The following is a 17,598-nucleotide window of genomic DNA, read 5'->3' as shown; positions in this document are numbered from 1 at the left end:
GCACCGCCACCGTTGCACCCCGGCCCCGACCACCCCTATCGTCGCCACCGTCCAACCAGGAGCGCCCGTCCGTGAAATATCTCCACACCATGATCCGCGTTCATGATCCCGATGCGACCGTCGGCTTCTTCAGGCTGCTGGGGCTGGAAGAAGTGCGCCGTTATGACAATGAAGCCGGGCGCTTCACGCTCATCTTCATGGCGGCGCCCGGCGATCATGGCGCGCAGGTCGAGCTGACCCACAATTGGGACCCGGAAGATTATGGCGAGGGCCGCAATTTCGGCCATCTCGCTTATGCCGTTGACGATATCTATGACAGCTGCGCGCGGCTGATGGCGGGTGGCGTGACGATCAACCGGCCGCCGCGCGACGGGCGCATGGCCTTTGTGCGCACGCCCGACAATATCTCGATCGAGCTGCTGCAGGCCGGCCCCGCGCTGCCCCCGGCCGAGCCCTGGGCGTCGATGCCGAACACGGGGCATTGGTGATGGCACTCGACGTCGTCCGGCTGCCCGCGCTGACCGACAATTATGTCTGGCTGGTGCATGACGATGCATCGGGCGAGACGATCGTCGTCGACCCCGCCACTGCCGAGGTGGTGGACGACGCGCTCGCCGCGCGCGGCTGGCGGCTGTCGGCGATCTGGAACACCCATTGGCACCCCGATCACACCGGCGGCAATAAGGCGTTGAAGGCGAGCTGGGGCGCGACCGTCATCGCGCCGGCGGCCGAGCAGGCCCGCATCCCGACCGCCGACCGGCTGGTGGCGGAAGGTGATGTGGTGGCAATCGGCGCCCACCGCGCAGTGGTGATGGAAACCGCGGCCCACACCGCCGGGCATATCAGCTATCACTTTGGTGACGAGGCGCTGCTGTTCGTCGGCGACACGCTGTTCGCGATGGGCTGTGGACGGCTGTTCGAGGGGGATGCCGCGCAGATGTTCGCCAACATGCAGCGTTATGCCGCGCTGCCCGACGAAACGGCCGTCTATTGCGCGCACGAATATACCGAATCGAACGGACGCTATGCGCTGACCGTGGAGCCGGACAATGCCGCGCTCGGCGCGCGCATGGCGGCGGTGCGGGCAGCGCGTGCAGCGGGCGAGGCAACCGTGCCGACCAGCATCGGCCTGGAACGCGCGACCAACCCGTTCCTGCGCGCACGTGATGCCGCGCATCTGGCCGAATTGCGCGCAGGAAAGGATGGCTTTCGCGGGTGAACTAAGGCACTATCGCCACGCGGGGGCAACGCGTTGAGCTTGGGAGAGCGCTGACGATGCAACGCCTGTTACTGCTGTGCCTGCCACTGACATTGGGCGCCGCCGCGCCGCAGCAGGCCTATGACCCCAACACCACCGATGCGCAGACCGAGGCAAAGCTCGCCCGCGCGCTGCAGGGCTTTACCAAGGCCGGCCCGCCGCAAAGCTGCATTCCCACGCTGCGCGGCGACATCAGCAGCACCACGATCGGCCGAACCATCCTGTACCGGGTCAACCGCAACCAGATTTACGCGAACGAGACCAATGGCTGCGAACGCGCCGAACGCGGCGACGCGCTGATCGTCGTCAACCCGGTCGCGTCGCAGCTGTGCTCGGGCCAGATCATGCAGACGGTCGATGTGTATAACCGCTTCGTCACCGGCGGTTGCGCGCTCGGCCAGTTCACGCCGTACCGCCGCGACCGATGAGGAAGCGCCGGCTGATTCTGGGCGCCGCCGCCGCTCTGCTGGCGGGCGCGGCGACGGCGGCGGTCACGCTAGACGATCCGCCGCCCCCCTCGCCCGCGCTGCTGAAGGCGGTGGAGGGGCGCGTGGCGGGCAAGCCCGAAAACTGCATCGAACAGACCCGCGTCAACGGCCCCGAACCGGTCGATCAGCGGCATCTGCTCTATCGCCAGTCGGGCAAGCGCGTCTGGATCAATACGCTGCGCGGCTTCTGCCCGCCGCTGGTCAACGACTTCCTGCTGGTGTTCGACAATCAATATGGCGTGCAGCTGTGCCGCAACGACCGGTTCCAGGTGGCCACGCGCAACGGCGGCGTCTCGTTCGCCTATTGCTTCCTAGGCAGCTTCACGCCCTATGACAAAGTGCCGGTGCCCAAGGGCTGATTGTTACAGCACGAAGCGGCTGAGATCGGTGTTGCGGGCAATGCTCGCCAGTTCCGCCTCCACATAGGCCGCGTCGATCCGCACCGTCTGGCCGCTGCGGTCCTCCGCGTCGAAGCTCACGCTTTCCAGCAGCTTCTCCATCACCGTCTGCAGCCGCCGCGCGCCGATATTCTCGATCTGCGCATTCACCTCGGCGGCGATGCGGGCCACCGCGCGGATGCCGTCCTCGGTAAAGTCGATGGTCACGCCCTCGGTCGCCAGCAGTGCACAATATTGGGCGATCAGCGAGGCCTTGGTGTCCGACAGGATGGCAATGAAATCGGCCTCGGTCAGCGCCTTCAGCTCGACACGGATCGGCAAGCGGCCCTGCAGCTCGGGCAGCAGATCGCTGGGCTTGGCGACATGGAAGGCGCCCGACGCGATGAACAGGATATGGTCGGTCTTCATCGGGCCATATTTGGTGGCAACCGTCGTCCCCTCGATCAGCGGCAGCAGGTCGCGCTGCACGCCTTCGCGGCTGACCGAGCCGCCGCGCACGTCACTGACCGCAATCTTGTCGATCTCGTCGAGGAAGACGATGCCATTGGCTTCGGCATCGGCGAGCGCGACGCGGCTCACCTCGTCCTGGTCCAGCCGCTTGTCGGCCTCCTCCTCGACCAGCTTTTCCCACGCCTTGGGCACGCTCAGCTTGCGGCGCTTGAGCGGCGGCTGGCCGAACGCCTTGCCCATCATCTCGCCCAGATTGATCATGCCGACCTGCGCGCCGCCGGGGATTTCGAACGGCATCTGCGGCGCCTGTTCGATCTCGATCTCGACCTCGCTCTGGTCCAGATGGCCGTCGCGGAAGCGCTGGCGGAAGGCCTCGCGCGTCGCCTCGCTCGCGCCCTTGCCGGTCAGCGCATCGAGCAGCCGGGCCATGGCCGCTTCCTCCGCCTTGTCCTTCACGGCCTGGCGGCGGCGTTCCTTTTCCAGCCGCACCGCTTCCTCGACCAGGTCGCGCGCGATCTGCTCCACGTCGCGGCCGACATAGCCGACCTCGGTAAACTTGGTCGCCTCCACCTTCACGAAGGGGGCGTCGGCCAGCTTGGCCAGCCGGCGGCTGATCTCGGTCTTGCCGCAGCCGGTGGGGCCGATCATCAGGATGTTCTTGGGGCTCACCTCGTCGCGCAGATCGGCACCCAGCCGCTGGCGGCGCCAGCGGTTGCGGAGCGCCACCGCAACCGCGCGCTTGGCGTCACGCTGGCCGATGATGTGCGCGTCGAGCGCGGCGACAATGGCTTTGGGGGTAAGGGCGTCGTTCATGTCTTCACTCTGGGTCCCCCTCCCTGGTGAAGGGAGGGGATAGGGGTGGGTGGATATGGGGTTGAGGAAGGAACCAATTACTGGCCCACCCACCCCCGGCCCCTCCCTTCACCAGGGAGGGGATGACAGGTCAGGCCGCGCTTGCCAGCGTCTCCACGGTCAGCGCTTCATTGGTGTAGACGCAGATGTCGGCCGCGACTTTCATCGCCTTGCGGCAGATCGTCTCTGCATCGGTTTCATAATCGGCCAGTGCCCGCGCGGCGGCGAGCGCGAAATTGCCGCCCGAGCCGATCGCGGCGATCCCTGCCTCCGGCTCCAGCACATCGCCATTGCCGGTCAGGATCAATGTCACATCCTTGTCGGCGACGATCATCATCGCTTCCAGATTGCGCAGATATTTGTCGGTGCGCCAGTCCTTGGCGAGCTCCACCGCTGCGCGCAGCAGCGCGCCGTGGTGCTGCTCCAGCTTGCGCTCCAGCCGCTCGAACAGGGTGAAGGCATCGGCGGTCGCCCCGGCAAAGCCCGCGATGACGCCGCCATCGCCCAGCCGGCGCACCTTCTTCGCATTGGGCTTCATCACCGTCTGCCCCATCGACACCTGCCCGTCGCCGATCACGACGACCTTGCCGCCGCGCCGCACCGACAGGATGGTGGTGCCGTACCATGTGTTTGCATTGCTGTGTTGGTTGTTCATGGCGGGCGATATGGGAAGCGTTTTGCCGCCTGCAATTGCCCGCCTGCTTTGCCCGCGCTACGCTCTCCCTGAAAAAGACTGGGGAGGATGGGCATGAACCGCAAGCAGCTGATTCTGGCTTTGGGCGCGGGCGCCGCGACGCTGGCCCTGGCCGGCCCCGCCGCCGCCAAGGGGCCGGGCTATGCCGCCACCATCACCCGCACCAGCTATGGCATTCCGCACATCCGCGCCGCCAGCTGGGCGAGTGCGGGCTATGGTGTGGGCTATGCCTATGCCGAGGACAATCTGTGCATGCTGGCGGAGGAATTCGCGACCGTAGCCGGCGACCGATCGCGCTATTTCGGGCCGAAGGAATCGGCGGTGCTGGGGTTCGAGAAGATCGACAATCTGTCGTCCGACATCTTCTTTCGCGCGCTGATCGACCTGCCGGCGCTGAAGCGGCGCTGGGCGGCGCGCCCGGCCGATGAGCGCGCGCTGCTGGCGGGCTATGTCGCGGGCTATAACCGCCACCTGCGCGATGTGGGGGCGAAAGCGCCCGAGGCGTGCCGGGGCAAGCCCTGGCTGCGGCCGATCACGCTCGACGATCTGCTCCGCCTGACCGAAAAGCAGGTGCTGCTGGCGAGCAGCCTGGCGGTTGCCCCCTATATCGTGAACGCCGCGCCCCCGGGCAAACAGGCCGCGGCCGCATCACCCGCCTGGGCATTGCCGGGCGAGCGCGACATTGGCTGGGGCAGCAATGGCTGGGCATTCGGCGCGGAGAAGACGAAGAACGGGCGCGGGCTGGTGGTGGGCAATCCCCACTTCCCGTGGAACGGCCCGTCGCGCTTCTGGCAGATGCACATCACCATTCCCGGCCAGGTCGACGTGATGGGCGTGGGGCTGGCCGGCACGCCGCTGGTGGCGCTGGGCTTCAACAAGGATGTCGCCTGGACACACACGGTGACGGCGGCGCAGCATTTCACCATGTTCGAGCTGCAGCTCGACCCCGCCGACCCCACCCGTTACATCATCGACGGCAAGGCAGAGGCGATGCGCCCGATCGCCGTGTCGGTGCCGATGCCCGATGGCAGCAGCGTGAAGCGCACGCTCTATGCCAGCCGCTTTGGCCCCATGCTGACCATTCCCTTTGTCGGTATGGGGTGGAAGGCGGACAAGGCCTATACCATCCGCGACGCCAATTACGACAATGACCGCAGCCTTTCCGCCTGGATGGCGATCGGCAAGGCCCGGTCGGTGGCGGAGGTGAAGCGTGCGGTCTCGACCACGCTTGGCATTCCCTGGGTCAACACCATCGCGGCGGACCGGGCCGGCAATGCGCTCCATGCCGATGTGACGGCGGTGCCCAATGTTAACGCCGAGAAGGTGAAGGCGTGCGCGACGCCGCTGTCGGCCGCAGTCGCGGCGCGGTTCGTGCTGCTCGACGGGCGGCGCTCGGCCTGCGACTGGGACAAGGCGGCCGGCACCCCGGCGCCCCGGCTGATGCCGGCGGCGGACCAGGCGATCTGGGAACGGCGCGATTATGTCGCCAATTCGAACGACAGCTATTGGCTGAGCAATGCGAGCGCCCCCTATCGCCAGCTGTCGCCAATTCTGGGCGCCTGGGGAACGGTGCGCACGCTGCGCACCCGCTCCGGCCTGCTGGAACTTGACCGGCGCTTCACCGGCGCCGACGGGCTGGGCGGCACCAAGGTGGACAATGCGATTGCCGCGCAGATGGCCTTTGCGAACAAGTCGCTGGCGGCAGAGCTGGTGCTGCCCGGGCTGCTGAAACTGTGCGCCGGCAAGGACAATGTTGCCGCCGCCTGCGCCGCGCTTGCAAAATGGGACGGCCGCTTCGACCTCGACAGTCGCGCCGCCTATCTCTTCCACGTCTTCTGGATGCAGGCGCGGAACGTTGCCGGGCTGTGGACGGTGCCGTTCGACCCCGCCGACCCGGTGCACACCCCGCGCGACTTTGCGCCGGACGCCGCTGCCCAGACCAAGCTGATCGACGCGCTGGCCAAGGCGGCGGAGGCGCTCGGCAAGCAGCAGATCGCGCTCGACGCGCGCTGGGGCGATGTGCAGGTGGCGCTGCGCGGTGCCGAGCGCATTCCGGCGCATGGCGGCGACGGGCAGCTGGGCGTGCTGAACGTGCAGGTCCATGCCCCCATTCCGGGCGGCGTCACCCCGGTGCATGGCAGCAGCTATGTGCAAGTGGTGAGCTTTGACGAGAACGGCCCGGTGGCGGATGCGGTGCTCAGCTATTCGCAGTCGACCGATCCCGCCTCGCCCCATTTCGGCGACCAGACCCGGCTCTATTCGGCCAAGCGCTGGGTGCGGCTGCCCTTCACGCCGGCGGAGATCGCGGCGGACGCACAGGGCAAGCCGCGCGTCATCAGCGAATAGCAGGGCGGCCCGGTGAGCGGGGGCGGCTATCGCGGGCGGCTGCGCGCCTATTGCGCGATGCGGGGCGATCCGCCCGATGCCGGCTTTCTGGCGGATCTAGAGTTTTTGCAGAACCGCGACCTTGATCTGTCGATCCGGCTGGGGGCGATGATTGCGTTCAACGCGCTGATGATCACCATCGGCACCCATCCGATCTCCGCGTCGCCTGGCGCGCCGCTCAGCCTGGATGCCGCGCGCCAGCCGGGGCTGACGCTGGCCAGCATTGCCGGGCTGGTGCCGCTGGCGCTGTCGACCCTGCTGTGCCTGCGCGCGCTGCTGCTGGGGGAGGAGTTCGACGCCGACGGCCCCGAGGATGACGCGGCGCTGCGGCAGCGGCTGTTTGCCGCCTTCGTCCGCTCGATCGATGCGCAGGGGCGGCTGCTGCGCCGGGCCGTGCAGCTGACGGTGGCGGGGGGCGCGGTGACGCTCGCTGCCTGGGGATGGATCATCGCCGCCAAGATGGCTTGAGGCTTTGGTGGAGCATCTCGTGGACACCGGATGCGGTCTTTTTGCGCGCGCCGGACACCTCGAATTTACCATTTAATTATTTAATGTCATAATGTTAACGTCAGCCTGCCGCTACCCAGCGCCCGTTGCCCGCGCGGCCGCGTGCCGCTAAACTTCCACCATGTCGACTGAGCGGTTCGCCGGTGCCCAGAAGCTGCCCTTTCGGACCGTCGAAATGGTCGCAAAGCGGCAGTTTCTGTCGGCGGACGAATGCACCGCGCTCATCGCGCTCATTGATGCGCAGCGCCGCCCCTCGGGCCTGGCCGATCATGTCGGCGACGCGAGCTATCGCACCAGCGAGACGTGCGACCTAGACCCCGCGCACCCGCTGGTGGCCGGCATCACCCGGCGGCTGGCCGATTTTGCCGGGCTCGATGTCGCCCATGCCGAGCCGCTGCAGGGCCAGCGTTATGCCGTGGGCCAGGAATTCAAGCTGCACACCGATTATTTCGAGCCGACCGGCCCCGATTTCGAGCGTTATTGCGGCCGATCCGGCCAGCGCAGCTGGACGTTGATGGTCTATCTGAACGAGCCCGGCGCGGGCGGCGCCACCCGTTTCAAGCGGCTCGACCGCACCTTTCAGCCCGAAACCGGCAAGCTGCTCGGCTGGAACAATATCCGCCCCGATGGCGTGCCCAATTACGATACGCTGCATCAGGGGCTGCCGGTGCGGCGCGGCACCAAATATATCATCACCAGCTGGTTCCGCGATCACCCCTGGGCGGGGTGATGCGGCGCTATCTCTGAATCCCTTCGTCCCGAGCGCCGTCGAGGGACGTGATGGCAAGCGCTGTGCCCAGCTTTACGGAACATGCGCACCCCAAACCCCTCCCGCTTGCGGGAGGGGCTTAAGGGGCCCTTCGATCAGAACTGCGCCGACAGCCCCAGCTGGAAGGTGCGGCCCAGCACGAACGTGTTGTTGTCGATGCGCGAGCCGTTGAGCGTCTGGAATTCCTGATAGCGCACATTGGTGATGTTACGCGCTTCGAACTTGGCTTCCAGCGGCACGCCACCCAGCTTGAAGCCCTGGCGGACGACGAAATCGAACCGGAGCCCGGGCCGTTCGACCAGGTCGGGCTGGCCATTGGGGCCGCGCTGCGTGGCGCGTTCGCTGGCATAGTTCACCAGCAGCGTCTGCTCGGACAGGCTGTTGCGGTCCTGCAGGCTGAGCTGCAAGTTGACGATATGGTCCGACTGGCCGGTCAGCGGCTGGCCCAGCCGGAACAGGTCGCGCGCCGGGCGCACTTCGCCCGAGAAGGGGAAGACGGTGGTATCGTTGTTGCCGAAGCTGATGCTCGAATTGGTGAAGGTATAGTTGGCGTTGATGAAGATCCGCCGGGTCGCCAGCGCCCGCCACGACACGATCTGGTCGACCGGGATATATTTCTGCACTTCGGCTTCAAAGCCGAACAGCTGCCCCTTGGGGGCATTGGCATAGGTGGTGTTGAAGGTGCCGCCCACGTTGAACGCCACCGATTCGATCGGGTTGGTGATGTCCTTGTAGAAGCCGCCGATGGTCAGCCGCTCGTCACGCCCGAAATACCATTCATAGCGGGCTTCGGCATTGAACAGCTGGCTGTCCTGCAGGAACTGGTTGCCGAACGAGGTCCGGTCGGTGTCGGTATCGATATAGGTCTGCGGCGCCAGTTCGCGGAACTGCGGGCGGGCCACTGTCTTCGATACCGAGAAGCGCGCCTGCATGTCTTCGGCGAAATTCCAGGTCAGCGTGCCGCCCGGCAACACATAGTTGCGGTTGATCTCGGTGCGGCGGGTCGCCGCCGGGTTCACGTTGAACACGTCGACCGGATTGACGAACTGGTTGCCCGATTCATAGCGCACACCGGCGGTCAGCTGCACGCCGTCGAGCGGCTCGATCTCGAACTGGGCATAGCCGGCATGCACCACCAGCCCGGCGGTGAAGAACGGTGCCGTCGTCGAGATGGTGTTGAGGAAGATGCCAAAGGTCTGGACGTTGAAGTCGGACAGCAGAAAGTCCGGCCGCTGCTGCGTCACTTCGAACGGCAGCACGCCGTTGACGTTGAAGCGATAATCGAAGCGGCTGGAGTTGCGCTGGTTGTTGGTGAAGGCATAGCCAGCGGTCAGCCGGATCGGGAACGGCCCGCCTTCAACCTTGTAGCCGAAATCGGCGCCGGCGGCCCACACATTTTCATTGAGGCGGCTGAACGCCACCGTGCTGGCCTGACCGGGGCTGCGCAGATCGTTGACGAAGTCGCGCGCGCGCGCGCTGAACGCATAATTGTTGTTGCGCTCATAGGGCGCCAGACGCTTGGTGTTGGCGTATGATGTGCGCACATCGATGGTGAGCTTGTCGAACTTGAACTCACCCACCAGCTGCGAGGTGATCAGCTGGCGCTGGAACGTGCCGGTGAAGCTGCGGTTGAGCAACACGTCGCGGCCGACATTGGTGTCGTCGCGGCCCGCCTGGATACGCGCTTCCTTGATCGTGTCGTTGATATAGACATTGGTGAAGCGGATGCGGTGCTCGCCGATTTCCGCGCCGAAGCCCAGCAGGCCGTTCACGATGACGCGGTTTTCGCTCGACACGAAGTTGAAATCGGTATCGGGGCGCAGGATCGGAATGCCGTTCGGGCCGACCGCCTCGCCATTGGAAAGCTGCTGCAGGCCCGCCTTGGTCTGCCAGTCAGTGCTCCAGCCGGCAGCCGCGATGAAGCCGAGGCGGACGGTACCCACATCCCATGAACTGCCGGCGCTGAAGTTGAGGCCCCAGTTGGCCGGCATGCTGGTGTTGGCCTGGATGACGTTGGTTTCGGCATTATTCAGGCTGATCGTAATGTCCTGCAGCTGGCGCAGGTTGAAATTGCCCCCCACGGCAAGCAGGCGGCCATTAGCCTGCGAGGCGGCAAGGCCCGGCGGCAGCGCCAGCTGCGAATCGAGATAGCCGAAAACGCTGTTGCGGCTGCCCTGGAAGACATAGCCCAGCTGGCCCGTGGTCGCGGTGTTGGCGCCGATATTGCCGCCAATTTCGAGAAAGGCCTTTTTCGGCACGGCGCGCGTCGTGAGGTTGATGACGCCGCCGCCAAATTCGCCGGGGAAGTTGGCCGAATAGCTTTTCTGCACCAGCGAGGAGGCCAGCAGTTTGGTCGGGAACAGATCGAGCGGCACGACGCGGCGCAGCGGATCGGGCGAGGGGATCGGCAGGCCGTTGAGCAGCGCCAGCGAATAGCGCTCACCCAGGCCGCGCACATAGACGAAGCGGCCGCCAACCACCGACAGGCCGGTCACGCGCTGCAGCGCGCCGGCAATGTCGCCTTCGCCGGTGCGGGCGATGTCGGCCTCGGTCAGCAGCGAGGCAACCTGGCGGCTGGTGCGCACGACGTTGGGAATGCGCCGGCCGACAACGACGACTTCGTCGCTGACGCCGCCGGGGGCCGAGACTTCGGGCTTTTCTTCCTGCGGCTCGGCGGCCTGATCGGCCTGCTCGGCGGGCGCAGGCGCGGCGGCCTGTGGCGGCTGTTGCGGCGCGGTCTGCTGTGCAAATACCGGGGCGGGCAGGACAGTCCCCACCAGCAACAGGCCCTTGATCTTGGTCTTGAACGTCATGCCATAGCCCCCTTGGTCTCGCGCATCGTCTGGCCGGGGCAGGCGCGCTGCCCCGGCGCGACGGATCAGCTGCCGGTGTTTGCCGGCGCGGTTTCGCACGAGGTGGCGCCGGTGCCGACGCCGCAGGTCCAGCCGGTGTACCAGGTGTCGGTGGCGTTGCGGAACGCGCCGACATAGGTCGCGGCATCAAAGAAGGTGCCCGAACCCGCAATCGTCGTCGGGTTGGTGCCAACCGCGGCGGTTTCGAACGTGCCGGGCAGGAAGATGTTGAGCAGCGTCAGCACCACCGGCGGCAGCACGTTGTTGTTGCCGGTGATGAGCGGGGTGATCTGCGCCAGCGGCACGTCCGCCTCGTCGCGCGCGGCCGACGGGCAGCCAAAGATCACCGAGCGGAACACCGGCGGGCCGGCTTCGTCGGTCGCGGCATCGGCCGGCGCCACGGTCTGGTTGCCGTCAATGTCCAGGCACGGGTTGGTGCTGTTCTGCACGATGCCGTTGAACAGCGTATAGTCGGTGCCGCCGCGCAGCAGGATCGGGTCCGACGGGCGGTTGCTGATGAAGGTGAAGTTCGACAGGCGGATGTTCGAGCGTGGCGTGCGGGTTTCGAAGCCGGCGGTTTCGGCCTCGATCACGCGGTCGCCACCGGCCGAGCGCTGCACCACCAGCGCATATTGCCAGAAGCCCTTGAAGCCCAGATCGGTGTCGAGGCTGTCATCGTCGGCGCCGGTGATCACCAGATATTTGGAGTTCACGCGGCCACCGAACCATTCGATGCCGTCGTCCGAGCTGTTGTGGATCTGGATATAGTTGAAGGTCGTCCCCGCGCCGACGCCGGCGACGGTGATGCCGTTCAGCTCGTTGCCCGGCGACACTTCGAAGCCCGGATAGCGGACCTGCACATACTGAATGCGGCCGCTATTGTCCGAAACCGAGGCGCCGCCATAGAAAGCGCCGGTGAGCCCTTCGACCGCCGACTGGCAGCCTACAGTGCCCGGCGTCACGCCCGCGCCGATGCAGGTGTGGATGGGCGCGCGGCCGAGAATGACGATGCCGCCCCACTGGCCGATCGAGTTGGCGTTGACGCCGCCTTCGATGTTCGAGCGGCTGGTGAAGATGATCGGGCGAGTCGCGGTGCCTTCGGCGAACAACTGCGAGCCGCGATTGACGACCAGCGCGTCGGCGCCGGCCGACCCGAAGATCACCGTGCCCGGCTCGATCGTCAGAATGCCTTGCGCGCCGGTGGCGAGCGGGGCGGCGGGATCGCCACCCAGATCGGCGCCCACGTCGACGCGGCCGGACAGCGAATAGATCACGCCGCGCAGGTTGCGCAGCGTCAGCCCGCCGCGAATCACGCCCGAAAGCTGGCAGTTGCGCAGATTGTTGATGACACCGACATTGGTGGTGCCGGTCGGGCAGTCGGCCGCAGGGCCGGTCGGTGTCGGGGTCGGCGTGGGGGTCGGAGTCGGCGTGGGGGTCGGCGTGGGCGCGGGCACCAGCGTGCCCTCACCGGGCGATGCGATGCTGGTGGCACCATCACAGGCAGCCAGCGCCAGCCCGGATGCGACGACAAGAAAGATCGACTTGTTTTTCAGCATTGACCTGGCCTTTCGAGCAGCAACCACGCCGAGGTGGTTGGCCACACGAACCCCCGTGAGCCTGGCGCACCCCGTTTGCGCCGCCCGTCTAGGGTGACCAAATGACAATGAAGCGACTATTCAGTTACATTGGGATGGCGTTAGAATGACAGTTATATGTCATGGCTCAGCGGACGCCGGGCGGCGTCGCCAAGTGGAGCCTAAACGTCGCCGCACCGATGGCAGCGGCCATCACGTGCGCAGCAGCTGGTCGTCGATCAGTTCGTCATTATCCGGGCGCAGCGGCCCCCGTTCTTCATAAAATTACGTAATATCAGTATTTTGCGGGCCGGAAGGCGATTCGGACACCCGCCCGAACCGCCCCCTGACCCACAGCGTTAAAGTTTGAAGCCCATTTCCACGCCAAAGGTACGCGGCGCGTTGAAATTGCCGTAATCGCCCAGAATATTGTTCACGCTGCTGACCGGGAAGGTGTTCTGCCCGTTCACCACCACGGCCGCCGGCAGCGCGCCCAGGCTGTTGCTGGGGTCGCGGCGATAGACGAACTGCGCGTCGAACATGTTGCGCGCCCAGACCGACAGATTGAAGCGCGCGCCCGAGTCGTTCAGCCGGATATCGGCCAGCGTCAGCCGGCCATTGACCAGGAACGAGGCATCGTTGCGCGTCGCATATTGGTCGAACGTCTGCGTCGATTGCGCATAATTGGCATCGACGTGCAGCTTCAGCGTCATCTTGTCGAGGCGATAGGCATAATCCAGCGCCGCATTCGCCGCGTTGCGCGGGGTGAACACGATGAAGAAGTCCTGCAGCACGCCCGTCACCGGGTTCACCACCTGCGGAATGCGGGTATAGGTATAGGCATAGCCGCCGCTCAGCGTCAGCCCGTCAATGGGCGTGATCGAGCCGTCGATTTCCACGCCACGGATGCGGGTGGTGCCCGGCGCATTCACCGTTTCGATGGTGTTGCGGTTGCTGTTGGTGATCGGGTCGAACTGCACCACGCTGAAATCGGCCTGGGTGCCAGTGCGGTCGGCGATATAGGCGGCGATGTTGAGCGTGATCCGGCGATCCCAGAACTGCGTCTTGAAGCCCACTTCGTACGAGGTGATGTCTTCCGGACCGAAGGAACGATAGGTCACCGAGCGCGAGCTGGCGCCGCCCGAGCGATAGCCGGTTGCATATTTGGCATAGACGTTGATGCCCGGCGCCGCATCCCAGGCCAGCGTCACCAGCGGATTGAAGCGGCTGGCGTTGAGCGCAAAGGCAAAGGGGCGCGGGATGTTGTTGACGATGGTCAGCCGCCCGCTCTTTTCATCGCGCGTGAAGCGGCCGCCCACCGTCAGGTGCAGCGTGTCGTTCGCGATCGGCGGGGTATAGGTCGCCTGGCCGAACGCGGCATAGCTGGTCGCCTCTGCCCGGCTCTGCCGGTCGAGCGAGCGCAGACCCGGAATGGTCGGTGTCGGATCGTTGATGGTGAAGGCGGTGCCGGTCGCGTTCCAGGTGTTGGTGTTGGGCGTCGCCGCGTCATCATTGGCGCGCTCATAGAAATAATAGAGGCCCACCACATAATCGAGGCGCGGAATGCTGCCGACCAGTTCGATTTCCTGGCTCCACTGCTGCTGCCACAGATTGGCAAGGCTGTAGCGGCTGAAGGCATTGCCGGTCAGCACGCCGTTCACCAGCGTGGGGCGGAACACCGGCGGGCGGTGCGCGCCGCCGCTATTGTCCCACTGATAGGACTGGACCTCGCGATAAGCGGTGATCGAGCGCAGCTCGCCCCATGATGCGAACTTCCACTTCTGCGTCAGGCTCACGCCAAAAGTCTGGTCGACGCTGGGCTGTTGCGGCACGCCGATATCGGCGACGTCCATGCGCGAAGTGCCGTTGATGACGACCAGCGGCGGCAACTGGGCAATGGTGCCGCTGAACGAGGTGGGGTTGGTGCCGGGCAGCACGCATCGCGGCTGGGCGGCGGCCGGGGTGTTCACCCCGTTCACCGTGCCACGGCAGTTATTGGGGTTGAAGTTCAGCAGCTGGCTGTAAAAGGGCGTGCTGGCGTCGCGGCCGATATCCACCGCCAGATCGGCGGTGTAGTTGTCGACCGGCTTCCACCGCGTCGCCACGCGCAGCGCGCGGCGGTCATAATAGTTCCAGCCGGTCTGGCCCGGCAGCGGGTTGGCGGTGGAGGCGTCCTGATGCTGGATCAGCCCGTCGACCTTGAACGAGAAATTGGCGACTTCGGGGAAGTCGACATGGATGTCGGTGTTATAGCCATTGTAATTGCTGACGCCGGCGGTGGCGCGCAGCTCGAACTTGCCCGAGGGCGCACGGCTGACCAGGCTGAGCGCGCCGCCTTCGGTGTTGCGGCCGAACAGCGTGCCCTGCGGCCCTTTGAGCACCTCGATCCGCTCCAGATCGAACAGCGCCGCGTTCAGGCCATGCTGACGGCCGAGATACACGCCGTCGATATAGATGCCGACGCCCTGTTCGCGCGCGGGCTGGTTGGCGTCGAGCGGCACAATGCCGCGAATGCCGATGGTGAGTGCGTTCTGGCGCGCTTCGAACGTGGCAACGCGCAGCGAGGGGACGGCGCCGTCGGCCAGATCATACAGGCTCTGGACGTGGCGGTCCTGCAGGTCTTTGGAGGACAGCACCGAAATGGCGATCGGCGTCTTCTGCAGGTTGGTCGCGCGCTTGGTGGCGGTGACGACCACGTCCTTGATTTCTTCCGCCGTCGGCGCGGTGACCTGGTCTGCGGGCGCGGCCTGGTCGGCAGGCGCGGGCTGCGCCTGCGCATCAGCCGGCGCGGCGGGCGCCGTATTTGATTTCGCCTGGACAGCAGCCGGCACGACAAGCGCAAGCATAGCCGCGCCCAACTGCAGCCGCAGCCGCAGGGCGTTACGATAATACATTTGTATTCCCCTATAGACACCCCAGGAGGGGCTAGCCGTTATTGTCGCTTTCAAACTAGGCAGCGGCGGGGACAGTTTTGTTACAATGAAGATTATGTTTCAACAATGCGACGCAGCATGAATTTAATCTATATTATACTGTATCAATATTACGAGAGCGCCAACTATATGTCATTTTTGTTGCAGCGCGACCGGTGCAGCGCGGCACCGGCGCCGCGCGCAAAGCAGCGGGAGAGGATCGCGCGCCAGGGCGCGTCAGGCGCCGGCGAGTTCCATTATGACCGCCCATTCGGCATCGCTGACCGGCGAGACCGACAGGCGCGACTGGCGGATCATGCGCAGCTCGACGAGACGCGGATCGGCCTTCATCGTGGCGAGCGGCACGGTGCGCGGCAGCGGGCCGACCACTGCAAATTCCACCGACACCCATTTGGGGTCGGTCGGGTCGGGCTGGAAGGCGCGGGTGACGCGGGCAATGCCGACCGCTTCCTTGCCCTCGTTCGAATGGTAGAAGATCGCCTCGTCGCCCACGCTCATTTGGCGCAAGTGGATGGCGGCGGTGGCGTTCTTCACGCCGGTCCATTCGGTGCGCCCTTCGGCGACGAATTCCTGCCAGCTATAGGCGCTGGGTTCGGAGCGGATCAGCCAATATGCCATGCCCGCGTCTGTGCCGCCGCCCCGGCACCGGGTCAAGATGCGCGCGCCGCGCTCGCTAAACCGGCGATGAACGCGCCGTTCGCGCGCCGTTCAGCCAGCCCGCGTTAGGCAGGGCGCAGATTGAGCGATTCTGGCAGGAGCATGCTGATGGGCAAGTTGGTGACGAAGGCCGTGCTGGCGGCCGTGACGGGCGCAACCCTGCTGGCCGCCGCCACCCCGGCAGAGGCGCAGCGCTGGCGCGGCGGCTGGCGGCGCGGCCCCGGGCCGGGGGCGGTGGTGGCCGCCGGGGTTGCCGGCGTTGCCATCGGCGCGGCCATCGCCTCGCGCCCGCGCGGTTTCTATGGGCCGGGGCCGGGCTTTTATGGCCCGCGCCCCTGGGCCGGCCCCGGTTTCTATGGGCCAGGCCCTGGCTTTTACGGCCCCGGGCCATGGGCCGGGCCGGGCTTCTACCGCCCATTTCCGGTGTGTGTCGTCCGCCAGCAATGGGACCCCTATTGGGGTGGCTTCGTGCCGGTGCGCATCTGCCGCTGAGTGTCTGATCCGAAACGCCGTTTCGGATCGTCCGGCGCCAGCCCGCTCCCCCGCCCGGCCACCCACAAGAGTATCCTGAATGGGTGGCCGGGCGGGGGAGCGGGCCGGTGCCGCCTCGAAACTCGCTCTTTCGCGAGTTTCGAATCAGACTCTGAGAGGCGCGCCGCGCACCGCTTGCACGCCCGCGCGCTTTGCGGCAGAGGCGCTGGCCATGACCGACACGCCCCCCGACCGGCTTTCGACCGACCCGCGCAGCCCCTTTTTCGACCAGTCCGTGCTGGAGCGCGGCATCGGCATCCGCTTCAAGGGCGCCGAGCGGCACGATGTCGAGGAATATTGCCGGTCGGAAGGCTGGATCCGCGTCGCGCTGCCCAAGAAGGTCGACCGCCACGGCCGGCCGCTGACGATCAAGCTGACCGGCCCGGTCGAGGCGTGGTTCGAACGCGGCGCGGAGAGCGACGCCGGCGACGGCGACGCCACCCAATAGACTCAGCCGAATAAAGCGCGCGCCGCTTCTTCCAGCTGCTTCATCACCGCGCGATAGGGGAACGGCCCGTGGCTGATCCGCGCGATGCCGGCGCTCGCCAGCGCCGCCCGCGCGGGGCCGCCGGGCACCGCCATATGGTTCACCGGCAGCGGTGACTTGACGCACAGCTTCTCGATCAGGTCGAGCCGGGCGAGCCCCGGCACGAACAGCCCGCTCGCCCCCGCCTCGGCATAGGCATGCGCGCGGTCGAGCGCGGCGCTGACCAGCCCGGCATCATGCGCGGGCGCCGCCACCTTCAGGAACAGGTCGGTGCGCGCGTTGATGAAAAAGGCGGGGCCAGCGGCCTTGCGCGCGGCGGCGATCCGCGCCTGTTGCGCCTCGATCGGGTAAAGCCCCTCGCCGCCCACCACCTGATCCTCGAAATTGCACCCCACCGCGCCGGTCGCCGCCAGCGCGGCAAAATTCGCGGCGAGCAATTCGGGCGCGGCCGCATAGCCGCCCTCGAAATCGACGGTCACAGGGAGCGTCGTCGCCGCCACGATCCGCGCGGCATTGGCCAGCGCGAGATCGAGTGGCAGGCCTTCGGCATCGAAAAACCCGTGCGCGGCGGCGACCGACCAGCTGCCCGTCGCCAGCGCCTTTGCCCCGGCGCGCGCCACCGCCTGCGCGCTGCCCGCATCCCAGATGTTATAGAGGATGAGCGGCTTGCCCGGCACGTGCAGCCGGGCGAACGTGTCGAAGCTGGTCATCGCGCCCCCCGAAGCCATGGGGCCAGTTTCGGGCGAAAGCGCCGCGCGTGCAA

General features: G+C 66.3%; 16 protein-coding genes. 9 read left to right on the top strand and 7 right to left on the bottom strand.

The features are described 5' to 3' along the window. The first annotated feature begins 71 nt into the window (after positions 1-71). The 4 genes from K2Y03_RS10160 to K2Y03_RS10145 are packed head-to-tail and all read left to right on the top strand — an operon-like array spanning position 72 to position 2,105. A complete protein-coding gene (locus tag K2Y03_RS10160) occupies positions 72-488 on the top strand; it encodes a VOC family protein (RefSeq protein ID WP_294090513.1) in 417 nt (138 codons plus the stop codon). Then, positions 488-1,219: a hydroxyacylglutathione hydrolase gene (gloB, locus tag K2Y03_RS10155; protein ID WP_294090512.1), complete on the top strand. Its 732-nt coding sequence runs from the start codon at positions 488-490 to the stop codon at positions 1,217-1,219. Before K2Y03_RS10160 ends, gloB begins: the two co-directional genes overlap by 1 nt. A gap of 56 nt (positions 1,220-1,275) precedes the next feature. After that, complete coding sequence (locus K2Y03_RS10150; RefSeq protein ID WP_294090511.1) at positions 1,276-1,686, top strand: hypothetical protein; 411 nt, start codon at positions 1,276-1,278, stop codon at positions 1,684-1,686. Further along, the gene (locus K2Y03_RS10145; protein WP_294090510.1) at positions 1,683-2,105 is read left to right on the top strand and encodes a DUF6491 family protein; all 423 of its coding nucleotides are present in this window, start codon (positions 1,683-1,685) and stop codon (positions 2,103-2,105) included. Before K2Y03_RS10150 ends, K2Y03_RS10145 begins: the two co-directional genes overlap by 4 nt. A gap of 3 nt (positions 2,106-2,108) precedes the next feature. On the opposite strand, the gene hslU is transcribed toward K2Y03_RS10145, so the two are convergent. Further along, positions 2,109-3,407, bottom strand: a complete 1,299-nt coding sequence (gene hslU, locus K2Y03_RS10140) for an ATP-dependent protease ATPase subunit HslU (protein ID WP_294090509.1) — start codon at positions 3,405-3,407, stop codon at positions 2,109-2,111. 130 nt (positions 3,408-3,537) lie between these two features. Next, positions 3,538-4,101, bottom strand: coding sequence for an ATP-dependent protease subunit HslV (gene hslV / locus K2Y03_RS10135; protein WP_294090507.1), 564 nt, complete (start codon positions 4,099-4,101; stop codon positions 3,538-3,540). 93 nt (positions 4,102-4,194) lie between these two features. Between hslV and K2Y03_RS10130 the strand changes: the two genes are divergently transcribed. The 3 genes from K2Y03_RS10130 (at position 4,195) to K2Y03_RS10120 (ending at position 7,762) form a co-directional block, all read left to right on the top strand. After that, the gene (locus K2Y03_RS10130; RefSeq protein ID WP_294090506.1) at positions 4,195-6,486 is read left to right on the top strand and encodes a penicillin acylase family protein; all 2,292 of its coding nucleotides are present in this window, start codon (positions 4,195-4,197) and stop codon (positions 6,484-6,486) included. A gap of 12 nt (positions 6,487-6,498) precedes the next feature. Further along, positions 6,499-6,993 carry a hypothetical protein gene (locus tag K2Y03_RS10125; RefSeq protein ID WP_294090505.1) on the top strand — a complete coding sequence of 165 codons (495 nt, stop codon included), beginning with the start codon at positions 6,499-6,501 and terminating at the stop codon, positions 6,991-6,993. Between the two features lie 160 nt (positions 6,994-7,153). Further along, positions 7,154-7,762 carry a 2OG-Fe(II) oxygenase gene (locus tag K2Y03_RS10120; protein ID WP_294090504.1) on the top strand — a complete coding sequence of 203 codons (609 nt, stop codon included), beginning with the start codon at positions 7,154-7,156 and terminating at the stop codon, positions 7,760-7,762. Positions 7,763-7,896: 134 nt separating this feature from the next. Here the strand turns inward: K2Y03_RS10120 and K2Y03_RS10115 are convergent, their stop codons facing one another. The 4 genes from K2Y03_RS10115 to K2Y03_RS10100 form a co-directional block, all read right to left on the bottom strand. After that, positions 7,897-10,614 carry a TonB-dependent receptor gene (locus K2Y03_RS10115; RefSeq protein ID WP_294090503.1) on the bottom strand — a complete coding sequence of 906 codons (2,718 nt, stop codon included), beginning with the start codon at positions 10,612-10,614 and terminating at the stop codon, positions 7,897-7,899. A gap of 65 nt (positions 10,615-10,679) precedes the next feature. Beyond that, the gene (locus tag K2Y03_RS10110) at positions 10,680-12,209 is read right to left on the bottom strand and encodes a hypothetical protein (RefSeq protein ID WP_294090501.1); all 1,530 of its coding nucleotides are present in this window, start codon (positions 12,207-12,209) and stop codon (positions 10,680-10,682) included. 377 nt (positions 12,210-12,586) lie between these two features. Further along, positions 12,587-15,058: a TonB-dependent receptor gene (locus K2Y03_RS10105; RefSeq protein ID WP_367114768.1), complete on the bottom strand. Its 2,472-nt coding sequence runs from the start codon at positions 15,056-15,058 to the stop codon at positions 12,587-12,589. 318 nt (positions 15,059-15,376) lie between these two features. Continuing rightward, positions 15,377-15,778 carry an EVE domain-containing protein gene (locus K2Y03_RS10100; protein WP_294090498.1) on the bottom strand — a complete coding sequence of 134 codons (402 nt, stop codon included), beginning with the start codon at positions 15,776-15,778 and terminating at the stop codon, positions 15,377-15,379. 147 nt (positions 15,779-15,925) lie between these two features. Between K2Y03_RS10100 and K2Y03_RS10095 the strand changes: the two genes are divergently transcribed. Beyond that, the gene (locus K2Y03_RS10095) at positions 15,926-16,309 is read left to right on the top strand and encodes a hypothetical protein (protein ID WP_294090497.1); all 384 of its coding nucleotides are present in this window, start codon (positions 15,926-15,928) and stop codon (positions 16,307-16,309) included. Between the two features lie 211 nt (positions 16,310-16,520). Beyond that, positions 16,521-16,796, top strand: a complete 276-nt coding sequence (locus tag K2Y03_RS10090; RefSeq protein WP_294090496.1) for a DUF3297 family protein — start codon at positions 16,521-16,523, stop codon at positions 16,794-16,796. Positions 16,797-16,798: 2 nt separating this feature from the next. On the opposite strand, the gene K2Y03_RS10085 is transcribed toward K2Y03_RS10090, so the two are convergent. Further along, positions 16,799-17,563 carry an isocitrate lyase/phosphoenolpyruvate mutase family protein gene (locus tag K2Y03_RS10085; RefSeq protein ID WP_294090495.1) on the bottom strand — a complete coding sequence of 255 codons (765 nt, stop codon included), beginning with the start codon at positions 17,561-17,563 and terminating at the stop codon, positions 16,799-16,801. Positions 17,564-17,598: the final 35 nt, after the last annotated feature.

The sequence above is a fragment of the Sphingomonas sp. genome, from assembly GCF_019746015.1.
Taxonomy (GTDB): Bacteria; Pseudomonadota; Alphaproteobacteria; order Sphingomonadales; family Sphingomonadaceae; genus Sphingomonas.
The sequence above is the reverse complement of the archived record's forward strand: the minus strand, read 5'-3'. Positions and strand labels throughout refer to the sequence as shown.

Coding starts and splice junctions, on each gene's coding strand:
- hslV (WP_294090507.1), bottom strand. CDS start 4,101: ATGAACAACCAACACAGCAATGCAAACACATGGTACGGCACCACCATC.
- K2Y03_RS10110 (WP_294090501.1), bottom strand. CDS start 12,209: ATGCTGAAAAACAAGTCGATCTTTCTTGTCGTCGCATCCGGGCTGGCG.
- gloB (WP_294090512.1), top strand. CDS start 488: ATGGCACTCGACGTCGTCCGGCTGCCCGCGCTGACCGACAATTATGTC.
- K2Y03_RS10100 (WP_294090498.1), bottom strand. CDS start 15,778: ATGGCATATTGGCTGATCCGCTCCGAACCCAGCGCCTATAGCTGGCAG.
- K2Y03_RS10150 (WP_294090511.1), top strand. CDS start 1,276: ATGCAACGCCTGTTACTGCTGTGCCTGCCACTGACATTGGGCGCCGCC.
- K2Y03_RS10120 (WP_294090504.1), top strand. CDS start 7,154: ATGTCGACTGAGCGGTTCGCCGGTGCCCAGAAGCTGCCCTTTCGGACC.
- K2Y03_RS10085 (WP_294090495.1), bottom strand. CDS start 17,563: ATGGCTTCGGGGGGCGCGATGACCAGCTTCGACACGTTCGCCCGGCTG.
- K2Y03_RS10095 (WP_294090497.1), top strand. CDS start 15,926: ATGGGCAAGTTGGTGACGAAGGCCGTGCTGGCGGCCGTGACGGGCGCA.
- K2Y03_RS10145 (WP_294090510.1), top strand. CDS start 1,683: ATGAGGAAGCGCCGGCTGATTCTGGGCGCCGCCGCCGCTCTGCTGGCG.
- K2Y03_RS10115 (WP_294090503.1), bottom strand. CDS start 10,614: ATGACGTTCAAGACCAAGATCAAGGGCCTGTTGCTGGTGGGGACTGTC.
- K2Y03_RS10090 (WP_294090496.1), top strand. CDS start 16,521: ATGACCGACACGCCCCCCGACCGGCTTTCGACCGACCCGCGCAGCCCC.
- K2Y03_RS10130 (WP_294090506.1), top strand. CDS start 4,195: ATGAACCGCAAGCAGCTGATTCTGGCTTTGGGCGCGGGCGCCGCGACG.
- hslU (WP_294090509.1), bottom strand. CDS start 3,407: ATGAACGACGCCCTTACCCCCAAAGCCATTGTCGCCGCGCTCGACGCG.